The sequence below is a fragment of the Moorena sp. SIO3E8 genome (genome assembly GCF_010692445.1).
GTDB lineage: Bacteria > Cyanobacteriota > Cyanobacteriia > Cyanobacteriales > Coleofasciculaceae > Moorena > Moorena bouillonii.
Map to the genome: position 1 here is coordinate 23,176 of NZ_JAAHHM010000083.1, position 9,243 is coordinate 32,418.

Sequence of the window (9,243 nt, forward strand, 5' to 3'; positions counted from 1 at the left end):
CATCCTGACTAGGCGTTTGCTACCATATCAAATAGAAACCTGATAACGTCATGACTCTAGCAATTGCCATTGAACCCGCACCAATAGAGACAGATGGCTATGGTGTTGTACGAGTTGCCAAAACTCGCGTCACCCTAGACACTGTTGTGACTGCTTTTCTTGAGGGATGCACGCCAGAGGAAATAGCAGAGCAATATCCATCGCTACAACTACCAGATATCTACTTGGTTATCGGTTACTATCTCAGACATCAAGATGAGGTTCATACCTATCTGGTAGAACGTCAACGTCAGACAGATGCAATTCAGCAGGAAGCTGAACAACGCTTTCATCCCATTGGAATACGCGATCGCTTACTAGCTAGGCGCAATCAATCCAGGTAATCCCAAATGGCTCGATTCCTGGCAGATGAAAATTTTAATAACCAAATTGTCCGAGGTGTTCTTCGCCAAAGTCCAGATATTGATATTGTGCGTGTTCAAGATGTGGACTTATCAGGAGCAGATGATCCAACTGTTTTAGCATGGGCTGCTCAAGAAGGACGAATGGTTTTAACAAGATAGGGGGAGTTTGAGGGGGCGAAATTCCCCCACCTCGTTCAGGTGGGGGATGGATAGCCCCTTCAAATACCAGAGATCTGTTTTCTGACCCAGCTCTCTATGTATTCTCCAACGCTTACCCCAGAGTCTTTAGCTGCTAGCTGCAACCATTTCCAAGTGCTGTCTGTAAGCCAAATTCCGTGTTGTCTTTTTAGTTCGTCATAATGAGCGGGTGCTCCCCTCATTCTTTTCTGAGGATTTTTCCTTTTTGTGCTTGACATTTATATTTATCATCAACTATACTAATAATATAGCAGGTAAAGAGCACGGAGTTAAAGGATGTGATTTAATTTATGGCGAATCTTAGGCAGACATTTCGTATTTATCCCAATCAAACAGCTAATTCAAAGATGTTTTATGCGAGAAAACTGCATCAGTTACTCTATAACGCTGGGATAGCCGTTCGCCCTTGGCGGCTCCTTCGGAGCATCGTCGCTATGAATGGAAGGCTAACAAAAAATCCATAGGATACTTTGATCAGCAGAATTGCTTGCCTGATTTCAAGAAGTGCTGGCCGGAGTACAAGGAGTTATACAGTACTTCTTTGCAGGCCACTCTTAAAAGAGTAGATTTGGCATATAATCGGTTCTTCCAAGGGTTGAGTGAAATTCCAAAGTATAAACCAATTCGGAAATACTCTGGATGGACTTATCCTAGTAAAGCTGGTTGGAAGGTTAACACTGACGGGAAGAATGGCACTTTGACGTTAAACGACCTTGGCATCACTATAAAGATGCGTGGTCAAACAAAATCTTGGGGAACTCCAACAACCTTAACTATTACTTACAAGCCTAGTGTTAATGCTTGGTATGCTTCAATAACTGTCAAAATAGAATCCCAAACAGCTAAATACGGATCAGGATCTGACTTGACGTATGAAAAAATCGTAGCTTATGACTTGGGAACTGAAACAGCAATTACAGCTTTCAATGGCAGAGAGTTTGAGGAGATAGCTAACCAGCGCTTTACGAAGACCTTAGAATCCAAGGTTAAAGCCGCTGGTAAGGAAAAGCGCAGCAAACAGGCTCCTAATTTCAAAAAAGGCATAAAAGCGTCTAAGCGTTGGAAGAAGGCGAACAAAAAAGAATCCAAATTAAAAAGAAAAGTTGGGTTAGCGCGCAAGGATTGGCAACACAAAGTTACGTCAGATTTATCTAGTCGTTATGACATCGGCGTAACTGAAAAGCTAAATACAAAAGGGATGACCCTAAAAGCTAAGAAAGGGTCAAAAAGGAAAAAACAAAAAGCTGGATTAAACAAGGCTATTTTGGATGTGGGATTCGGCACTCTTAATAAAATGCTGACCTACAAAATCGAACTCAAAGGCGGAATTGTCCTTCAACTACCGACTAGACAATTAAAACCATCTCAGCGTTGTCCAGAATGTGGGAAAGTTCACAAAAGTTGGGCTGAACTATCGAATAGATACCATGTCTGTGATGCTTGCGGCTTTGAGTTCGATAGAGACAAGACAAGCGCAATGGTAATGTTCAATGCAGCTAATGGAAAACAGCCGGGGTACGGGACTGACCTCGATAAACGTGGATTTTCTAGCTCTACCTCAAAGACTAGTAAGCACACTGGCTCGATGAGGCAACTAGGAAAGATGAAGCGTCAAAAATCACGTTCTAAGGACGGGTCTGCTGACACCCCGTCCTGGCCGTAGGCCACGCCAAAGGCGAACGACCAGGACGGGGTAGTTCATCTCATGATGTTGCTACGATGATAACTTTCGCATACGAACGTATCCAAGCAGGATTATCTATGCCTGGGTTGTTTGAGGTGAGTCGTCGTGTCCCAATCGGGCTAGCGATAGAGGAAATTATCTTGATTGCTGAGTGCAGCCTTGAGGGAGAGTGGGAAGGACAAGTAAGATTTCTACCTCTACGGTAAATAGGAGTAGTTGCTGCTACCATTACCGTTAAATTACTCAATTTTCCGAACGGAACGGAGGTGCTAAAATCTCCAATGGTGCGGAGTGACGTGCAGCTTAGTTGGGTTTTTATAGCGTTTATCATAGCTATGAGGTACACATTATTTTTTCCGACTTCCGACTTCCGACTTCCGACTTCCGACTTCCCTGCTCCCTGCTCCCTGCTCCCTGCTCCCTGCTCCCTAAAACCCAGAGATTTGTACCTCATGGGTATAAGACTTGCTATAGGCTAAAGACTGGGTATTTTTCTTAACTAGAATAGAAGAAACTCTTTTGTGCGGGAAGTAGAGATCGCCATGAAAGTAGCCACCACAGCTGTTGAAACCAATCCTATTGTGTTGAGGATGCCCCCGGCATGGGCTATGGATGATGACCAATTTTTTGAGTTTTGTCAGATTAATCGAGATTTACGAATTGAGCGCACATTAGACGGAGAAATAATTGTTATGCCCCCCACAGGAGGTGAAACATCTCAAAAAAATTCCAACATTAATTTTCAGCTACAGTTGTGGAATCGCCAAACAAAGCTAGGCAAGGTATTTGATTCTTCTGGTGGATTTAAGCTGCCCAATGGTGCAGAACGTTCCCCTGATGCTTCTTGGGTCAAAAAAGACAGGTGGGAAGCCCTAACGCCTCAACAAAGGAAAAAGTTTATTCCTCTGTGCCCAGATTTTGTGATTGAGTTGCGCTCTCCCAGTGATAGGGTGAAGAGTCTTAAGGAAAAGATGGAAGAGTACAGGTCAAATGGCGCTCTGTTGGGGTGGTTGATTGAGCCAAATAGTCGTCAAGTATATATTTACCGTCCTGGGGTAGAAGTGGAGCAGTTGGACAATCCAGCTACAGTGAAGGGGGATGAATCAGTACTGCCTGGTTTTGTCATGGTCATGGAAGAAGTTTGGGAAGGCTGAACAACGCTTTAATCCAATTGGAATACGCGATCAATGATTCCTTAAAAAAATTGTGTAGGTTAAACATGTATCACTAGAGTCATCATGTTCTACCAACTCCTCACCTGGATCATAGCCCTAGCCCTAACCCTATCCACTACCTTACTACCCATTGCTCCCGCCTCGGCTAACCCAGTCCAAACCGAGAACGTCGAGGTGCAATTAATCAGCGAAGTCATCAACATTCAACCTGGAACCCCTTTCTGGGTAGGACTACACTTCAACATCCGTCCCGGCTGGCACACCTATTGGCGAAACCCTGGTGACTCGGGTCTTGGAGCTACCCTTAAGTGGACCCTACCCCCCGGCTTTGAAGTGGGAGACATCGTTTGGCCCTATCCCCAGCGGCTACCCCTTGAGCCATTAATGAACTTTGGCTATGAAGAAGACGTTACCCTACTCAGCCAAATCACACCCCCAGCCAACCTAGCTACTCCCGATTCTCTCCAACTCCGAGTAAAAGCTGATTGGCTGGTCTGTAAAGTAAACTGTATTCCCGAAGAAGGCACCCTTAACCTCACCTTACCAATTACCTCTAGACCTCCCTTAGTCAACCAACAGTGGACACAGGTATTTGAGCAAGCCCGTCAAGCTCTACCCAAACCCTCCCCATGGAAAGTCACGGTCACTATCGAACCACAAGACTTAACCCTGCAAGTTGAAGCCCCGGAAATGGAAGAGGCTCAAATCCAAGAGGTGACCTTTTTCCCACATCAAGACGGTATCATTAGCAACCCAGCCCCTCAAATCGCAGAACTTAATCAAGATGGAATCAGCTTGCGATTGCAGCGAGGCTATCTTAGGAAACTCGACCCCATCACTGGAGTGCTAGTGATTCGAGAATCCCTAGACAACCAATCCGTAGTTCAAGCCTTCACCATTGAAGCCGCAGTAAGCAATGAAATAGGCAAAACCGCCCCAACCCCAACCCAACCCCGATGGGAAGTGCTGCTGCTAGCACTACTCGGAGGCATAATCCTCAACCTGATGCCCTGTGTCTTCCCAGTGCTATCCCTCAAAGCACTCAACATAGTCCAAAAATCCCAGAAAAGTCCCAAGCAAGTGAGACGGCATGCGATCGCATTCACCGCAGGCATTCTCGTCAGTTTTACCGTAGTGGCCAGTGTGCTATTAATTTTGCGATCGCTAGGGCAACAAATCGGCTGGGGATTCCAGCTACAATCCCCCGTTTTCGTTACCTTAATGGCATATCTAATGTTTGCCGTTGGCTTAAGCCTATCGGGAGTCTTCATCTTCGGTGCTTCCATCATGGGAATTGGGCAACGATTAACCACTCGCTCAGGATACATAGGGGAATTTTTCACAGGAGTCTTTGCCACCGTAGTCGCCACTCCCTGCACCGCACCATTCATGGCAACTGCCCTGGGAGTAGCCCTGACCCAATCCGTACCGATAGCGATCGCAATCTTTGAAATGCTCGGTCTTGGGCTAGCCCTGCCCTACCTAGCCATTAGCTTCACCCCAGGATTGCAGCGTATTTTACCCAAACCAGGAGCATGGATGGAAACCTTTCAACAGTTTCTGGCATTCCCCATGTACGCCGCCACCGCCTGGTTAATCTGGGTATTAGCCCAGCAAACTGGAACCAACGGTTTAGCAGCCGCCCTAGCAGGACTAATCCTAATTGCCTTTGCCACTTGGCTGCACCAAAAAACCCGCCTACTCCCCCCTCTAGGAAAGCATTTGGGCTCAATCTGCGCCTTAGTCGCCCTAGGATTTTCCCTGAGCTTAGCCCAAATCTCCACCACCACTCCTACTGCACTGACCCATAATCAAAATCAGGGCATCAAATGGCAACCCTATACCGCTGAACGACTAGTTAAACTAAGGCAATCAGGAAGCCCAGTATTCCTGAATTTCTCAGCATCCTGGTGCATTACCTGTCTAGTTAATGACCGTGTCGCCCTCAACCAGCCAGAAACCATAGCCGCCTTTGAGTCTAAAAAAATTGCCCTACTCAAAGCCGACTGGACTAATCGTGACCCAGCCATCACCAAAGCTCTAGAATCCTTCGGACGTAGTGGCGTACCCCTTTATGTCTTGTATCCACCAGACTCAGAATTTACCCAGCCTATTATACTACCTCAGATTCTATCCCCAGAGCAAGTTCAACGTGCCATCAAAAATCTATAGGAAAGGGAGTCGGGAGTCGGGAGTCGGGAGTCGGGAACAAGGAACGAGAATTATAACAATTCATTTAGAATCCTTATATAAAATTTAGGTATAATTTAAGGAAATAGAAAATAACAAGCAGCAAGTGACAATTAACAAGTAATAATCAACAATCAACAATCAGCCATCAAAAAACATGAAAAATTTTATCAAATTAAACGGTCAGAAAATCACCACCACTGGATTAGTAGCCCTAGCCCTAATTATCACTGGATGCCAGAATCCTCCCCTCACCAAAGATTCTAAAACTACAAGTCAAGCATCCACCGCAATTGCAGCATCATCACCATTACAGATTGATGGAAAAGCACCAGAATTCAGTGGAGTTGACAGCAACAATACCACCCACAAGCTCAGTGATTTCAAAGGGAAAGTCGTAGTATTGGAATGGACTAATCACCAATGTCCCTTTGTCCGCAAACATTACAGCAGCGGTAACATGCAGAAACTTCAGAAAGAAGCCACCAGCAAAGGAGTAGTGTGGTTATCAATAATCTCCTCAGCTCCAGGAAAGCAAGGTCATGTCACCCCTCAAAAAGCCAATGAATTGATTAAAAGCAGTAGCGCTAGTCCCACAGCAGTAATTATAGACTCCGAAGGCACCATTGGTCGTCTATATCAAGCTCGCACCACACCCCATATGTATGTTATTGATACTGATGGAGTCCTAAAATACATGGGCGCAATTGATAATAAACCCTCAGCTAATCCAGCCGATGTAGAAACTGCTACCAACTATGTCCGAGCTGCTGTGGATAGTGTTATTACTAATAAACCTGTAGAAACAACAGTCACTCAGCCTTACGGTTGCTCGGTGAAATATAATAGTTAAAGACAGCGGTTAATTCGGTGAGGTACTTTTGTTCTGGGTGTTAGGGAGCAGGGAGCAGGGAGCAGGGAGCAGGCAAGAGGCAAGAGGCAAGAGGCAAGAGGCAAGAGGCAAGAGGCAAGAGGCAAGAGGCAAGAGGCAAGAGGCAAAAAATTATGTGTACCTAATAGCTATGAAAAACGCTATATTATATTTGAATACAATAGCTAAAGGTTCAATGTTGAAGATTGTTCGCCCTTGGTGTCATTACTATTGTCAAAGAAATAGGGTTCCGTGTAGGAATTGTGAGAACTTTTATTCTCTGTTCCCTAGTCCCTGTTCCCTGTTTCCTGTTCCCTGTTCCCTGTTCCCTGTGCTAAAGTATTATTCACACATCAATTATATTCGCTGTATTTCTAACAACTTGTAAAAACTGCTCAAGAGTAGGACAAGGATTAGTAATACGCCATGCGATCGCGCTCCACAATCTCTGCCGTAGAAGGTTCTACTGACCGATACACTACCCCATCTCGACGAAAACGTCTGATCGAATTGGGCAATAGAGCAATTCCCATACCTGCTGCCACAAATCCCAACATCAGTTGGGTTTCATTGGTTACCGAAAAAATTGGGTTTAAAGCCCCGTCCTTATAGGACGGCTTTCTTTTTAAGCTAAAACTTGACAGTTTTCACAGAGCGTGTTAGGATAAAAACCATTACAATAAACTAAAAATATAGATAAATACTATCTAAAAATAAGTAGGCAACGTAAAAAATATGTAAGAGATACATATTGCGTAATTTGGTCTAACGACTTAAACGTCTATGAAAAAAATTAGATTAAAAAAGTATCTATCTATATATAAAAAAAGCGATGCAGCGCCTTCATGCCGGGGTTCCCCCCACTCGCTATTGCATCAAGACAAGGTACGGTGGGGCACATCGGAACCTGGGTCATAGGCCCGTTCGCGCAGCGTCGGTTTCCCCGAAACGCTTATGGAGATTTGGCCTCTACTCTTCTTGGTTCCGACCAGGTTGAGCAAGTCGAATCTGTGAAGTAAGAATCCCCGTGTCTAATGACCGGGGAGTGTCAATTGACTCACCTCAGGAGTAAAGCCAGCCTGGTGACAAACACGAATCACCGCCGAATATAAACCACATTGATCAGTATTTAATCCCAGAATGAACGGTTCATCCTGGAGTTGCTGTAGTTGCACCTGATCTTGACTAGCTAGAGGATGAGTTTCAGATACCGCCAACACCAACGGTTCTCGCAGAATAGTTTCCACCATCAGTGATTCATCCACCTTGCGAGGCACAATAAAACCCAAATCAATCCGTTGCTCCAACAATGCCTGAAGTTGTTCCCCAGTTGACATTTCCTTAGCCACAATGTGTACATCAGGGTATTGCTGCTTATAAGTTTGAATCGATAGCGGGACAATATCAGCTGAAGAAAACCCCTCAAACCCCAAGATAATCTGGCCAATTTCCCCACGACTAGCTCGCTGAGTAACTTGAACACCCAAATCCACCTGCTTCAGGATCCTTCGCGCCTCTAACACCAACGCCCTACCAGCTTCAGTTAGTTGAATCTGGGGCTTGGTACGATGAAAAAGTTGTACCCCTAAGCTTTCCTCAAGGCGTTTAATTTGACGACTCAAAGGCGGTTGAGCAATATGAAGCCGCTCTGCAGCTCGCCCAAAATTCATCTCTTCCGCCACGACCAGAAAAGTCTTAAGATGATTAAGTTCAATGTTAGATAGCATCAGTCATACCTTTCGAGGTATCAAGTCCCTCCAAAAATTATATTAGACACAATTCACATTACTACCTAAGCTAGTAATATAGAGATTTTAAATTTTGTGAGGTACAATTTTTTTTGTTTTAGAGAACAGGGAACAGGGAACAGGGAACAGTTAAAAGACAAGAGGTAATTGCGAATAAATTACTGATTTTTAAACACTATATATCCAGATTTTGCTTACTATTGGCATCTAGTAAATTTTTCTTTTTACTAAGATTTATTTTTGCTTAATATTAAGCGTAAACCGTAAACCGTAAACTTTAAACCTATCAACCTATCAACCTTCAACTAACTAACTATGACCACAGAACTATCACCTTCAATGGGATTAAAAGAAGCAATAGAACAGCGTCGTGCTGCCCGTTCATTTCGTCCTGATCCAATTCCCAAAGAAATCTTAACAGAAATTTTTCGCTTAGGAGTGCGATCGCCCTCCGGTTTTAATTTACAACCGTGGCGCTTTATAGTCCTACAAGAGCAAGCTAATAAAGAAAAGTTAAGAGCCTGTGCCTTTGATCAGCGTCAAGTAACAGAAGCTCCAGTTGTATTAATTTGTTGTGGCGATCGCCGAGTTACTCAAACCGATTACATTGAATCGGTGATTCAACTTGGTAAAAATGTTGGTGGAGTCAATGATGCTTATGCAGATTTTATGCGTAGCTCAATTCCTCAAATGTTTGAGTATCATGCCTCCTTTCAATCCCCCGAAGCCTGGACAAATCGTCACACTATGTTAGCCGTTGCTCATTTAATGATTGTGGCAAAAAGCTTTGGAGTTGATACCTGTCCAATGGAAGGATTTGTGTCTGCTCAGGTTAAAGAAGCATTTAACTCAGATCTTGCACCAAAAAAAGTGGCTGTGAGAAGGAACGGCTGAAGTTATTGTTATTAGGGGATTAGAGGCAGTTCTATCCCTGAGTTAGAGACAACTAATCAAATACCTTGAAAAAGCCTCT

14 protein-coding genes are annotated in these 9,243 nt (G+C 44.3%); 10 read left to right on the forward strand and 4 right to left on the reverse strand.

Annotation, left to right across the window (positions count from 1 at the left end; genetic code table 11):
- The first annotated feature begins 50 nt into the window (after positions 1-50).
- Together F6K46_RS26750 and F6K46_RS26755 are read left to right on the forward strand one after the other, a co-directional pair.
- On the forward strand, positions 51-383 hold the full coding sequence (locus F6K46_RS26750) for a DUF433 domain-containing protein (protein WP_293060727.1): 333 nt from the start codon (positions 51-53) through the stop codon (positions 381-383).
- Between the two features lie 6 nt (positions 384-389).
- A complete protein-coding gene (locus F6K46_RS26755) occupies positions 390-563 on the forward strand; it encodes a DUF5615 family PIN-like protein (protein WP_293060729.1) in 174 nt (57 codons plus the stop codon).
- Between the two features lie 59 nt (positions 564-622).
- On the opposite strand, the gene F6K46_RS26760 is transcribed toward F6K46_RS26755, so the two are convergent.
- Complete coding sequence (locus tag F6K46_RS26760; protein ID WP_293060731.1) at positions 623-784, reverse strand: hypothetical protein; 162 nt, start codon at positions 782-784, stop codon at positions 623-625.
- Positions 785-1,008: 224 nt separating this feature from the next.
- On the opposite strand from F6K46_RS26760, the gene F6K46_RS26765 reads away from it, so the two are divergent.
- The 6 genes from F6K46_RS26765 (at position 1,009) to F6K46_RS26790 (ending at position 6,504) form a co-directional block, all read left to right on the forward strand.
- Positions 1,009-2,265: a transposase gene (locus F6K46_RS26765; RefSeq protein WP_366510738.1), complete on the forward strand. Its 1,257-nt coding sequence runs from the start codon at positions 1,009-1,011 to the stop codon at positions 2,263-2,265.
- Between the two features lie 56 nt (positions 2,266-2,321).
- Positions 2,322-2,492 carry a hypothetical protein gene (locus tag F6K46_RS26770; RefSeq protein ID WP_293060733.1) on the forward strand — a complete coding sequence of 57 codons (171 nt, stop codon included), beginning with the start codon at positions 2,322-2,324 and terminating at the stop codon, positions 2,490-2,492.
- A 129-nt stretch (positions 2,493-2,621) separates the two neighbouring features.
- Positions 2,622-2,765, forward strand: coding sequence for a hypothetical protein (locus tag F6K46_RS26775; RefSeq protein ID WP_293060735.1), 144 nt, complete (start codon positions 2,622-2,624; stop codon positions 2,763-2,765).
- 63 nt (positions 2,766-2,828) lie between these two features.
- A complete protein-coding gene (locus F6K46_RS26780; RefSeq protein WP_293060753.1) occupies positions 2,829-3,440 on the forward strand; it encodes a Uma2 family endonuclease in 612 nt (203 codons plus the stop codon).
- Between the two features lie 84 nt (positions 3,441-3,524).
- Positions 3,525-5,633 carry a protein-disulfide reductase DsbD domain-containing protein gene (locus F6K46_RS26785; RefSeq protein WP_293060737.1) on the forward strand — a complete coding sequence of 703 codons (2,109 nt, stop codon included), beginning with the start codon at positions 3,525-3,527 and terminating at the stop codon, positions 5,631-5,633.
- A gap of 175 nt (positions 5,634-5,808) precedes the next feature.
- Positions 5,809-6,504, forward strand: a complete 696-nt coding sequence (locus F6K46_RS26790) for a redoxin domain-containing protein (protein ID WP_293060739.1) — start codon at positions 5,809-5,811, stop codon at positions 6,502-6,504.
- Here F6K46_RS26790 and F6K46_RS26795 read toward each other — a convergent pair.
- A complete protein-coding gene (locus tag F6K46_RS26795; protein WP_293060741.1) occupies positions 6,501-6,650 on the reverse strand; it encodes a hypothetical protein in 150 nt (49 codons plus the stop codon). The genes F6K46_RS26790 and F6K46_RS26795 overlap by 4 nt on opposite strands.
- A gap of 78 nt (positions 6,651-6,728) precedes the next feature.
- On the opposite strand from F6K46_RS26795, the gene F6K46_RS26800 reads away from it, so the two are divergent.
- The gene (locus tag F6K46_RS26800; RefSeq protein WP_293060743.1) at positions 6,729-6,860 is read left to right on the forward strand and encodes a hypothetical protein; all 132 of its coding nucleotides are present in this window, start codon (positions 6,729-6,731) and stop codon (positions 6,858-6,860) included.
- Between the two features lie 75 nt (positions 6,861-6,935).
- On the opposite strand, the gene F6K46_RS26805 is transcribed toward F6K46_RS26800, so the two are convergent.
- Both F6K46_RS26805 and F6K46_RS26810 read right to left on the reverse strand, forming a co-directional pair.
- Positions 6,936-7,079, reverse strand: a complete 144-nt coding sequence (locus F6K46_RS26805; RefSeq protein WP_293060745.1) for a hypothetical protein — start codon at positions 7,077-7,079, stop codon at positions 6,936-6,938.
- Positions 7,080-7,553: 474 nt separating this feature from the next.
- The gene (locus tag F6K46_RS26810; protein WP_293060747.1) at positions 7,554-8,249 is read right to left on the reverse strand and encodes a LysR substrate-binding domain-containing protein; all 696 of its coding nucleotides are present in this window, start codon (positions 8,247-8,249) and stop codon (positions 7,554-7,556) included.
- A gap of 336 nt (positions 8,250-8,585) precedes the next feature.
- On the opposite strand from F6K46_RS26810, the gene F6K46_RS26815 reads away from it, so the two are divergent.
- Positions 8,586-9,164 (forward strand): nitroreductase family protein, encoded by a 579-nt coding sequence (locus F6K46_RS26815; protein ID WP_293060749.1) that lies wholly within the window; start codon positions 8,586-8,588, stop codon positions 9,162-9,164.
- Positions 9,165-9,243 lie beyond the last annotated feature (79 nt).

Excerpts from the sequence above, each read along its gene's own strand:
- F6K46_RS26750 (WP_293060727.1), top strand. The coding sequence starts at position 51 with ATGACTCTAGCAATTGCCATTGAACCCGCACCAATAGAGACAGATGGC.
- F6K46_RS26755 (WP_293060729.1), top strand. The coding sequence starts at position 390 with ATGGCTCGATTCCTGGCAGATGAAAATTTTAATAACCAAATTGTCCGA.
- F6K46_RS26760 (WP_293060731.1), bottom strand. The coding sequence starts at position 784 with ATGAGGGGAGCACCCGCTCATTATGACGAACTAAAAAGACAACACGGA.
- F6K46_RS26770 (WP_293060733.1), top strand. The coding sequence starts at position 2,322 with ATGATAACTTTCGCATACGAACGTATCCAAGCAGGATTATCTATGCCT.
- F6K46_RS26775 (WP_293060735.1), top strand. The coding sequence starts at position 2,622 with ATGAGGTACACATTATTTTTTCCGACTTCCGACTTCCGACTTCCGACT.
- F6K46_RS26780 (WP_293060753.1), top strand. The coding sequence starts at position 2,829 with ATGAAAGTAGCCACCACAGCTGTTGAAACCAATCCTATTGTGTTGAGG.
- F6K46_RS26785 (WP_293060737.1), top strand. The coding sequence starts at position 3,525 with ATGTTCTACCAACTCCTCACCTGGATCATAGCCCTAGCCCTAACCCTA.
- F6K46_RS26790 (WP_293060739.1), top strand. The coding sequence starts at position 5,809 with ATGAAAAATTTTATCAAATTAAACGGTCAGAAAATCACCACCACTGGA.
- F6K46_RS26805 (WP_293060745.1), bottom strand. The coding sequence starts at position 7,079 with ATGTTGGGATTTGTGGCAGCAGGTATGGGAATTGCTCTATTGCCCAAT.
- F6K46_RS26810 (WP_293060747.1), bottom strand. The coding sequence starts at position 8,249 with ATGCTATCTAACATTGAACTTAATCATCTTAAGACTTTTCTGGTCGTG.
- F6K46_RS26815 (WP_293060749.1), top strand. The coding sequence starts at position 8,586 with ATGACCACAGAACTATCACCTTCAATGGGATTAAAAGAAGCAATAGAA.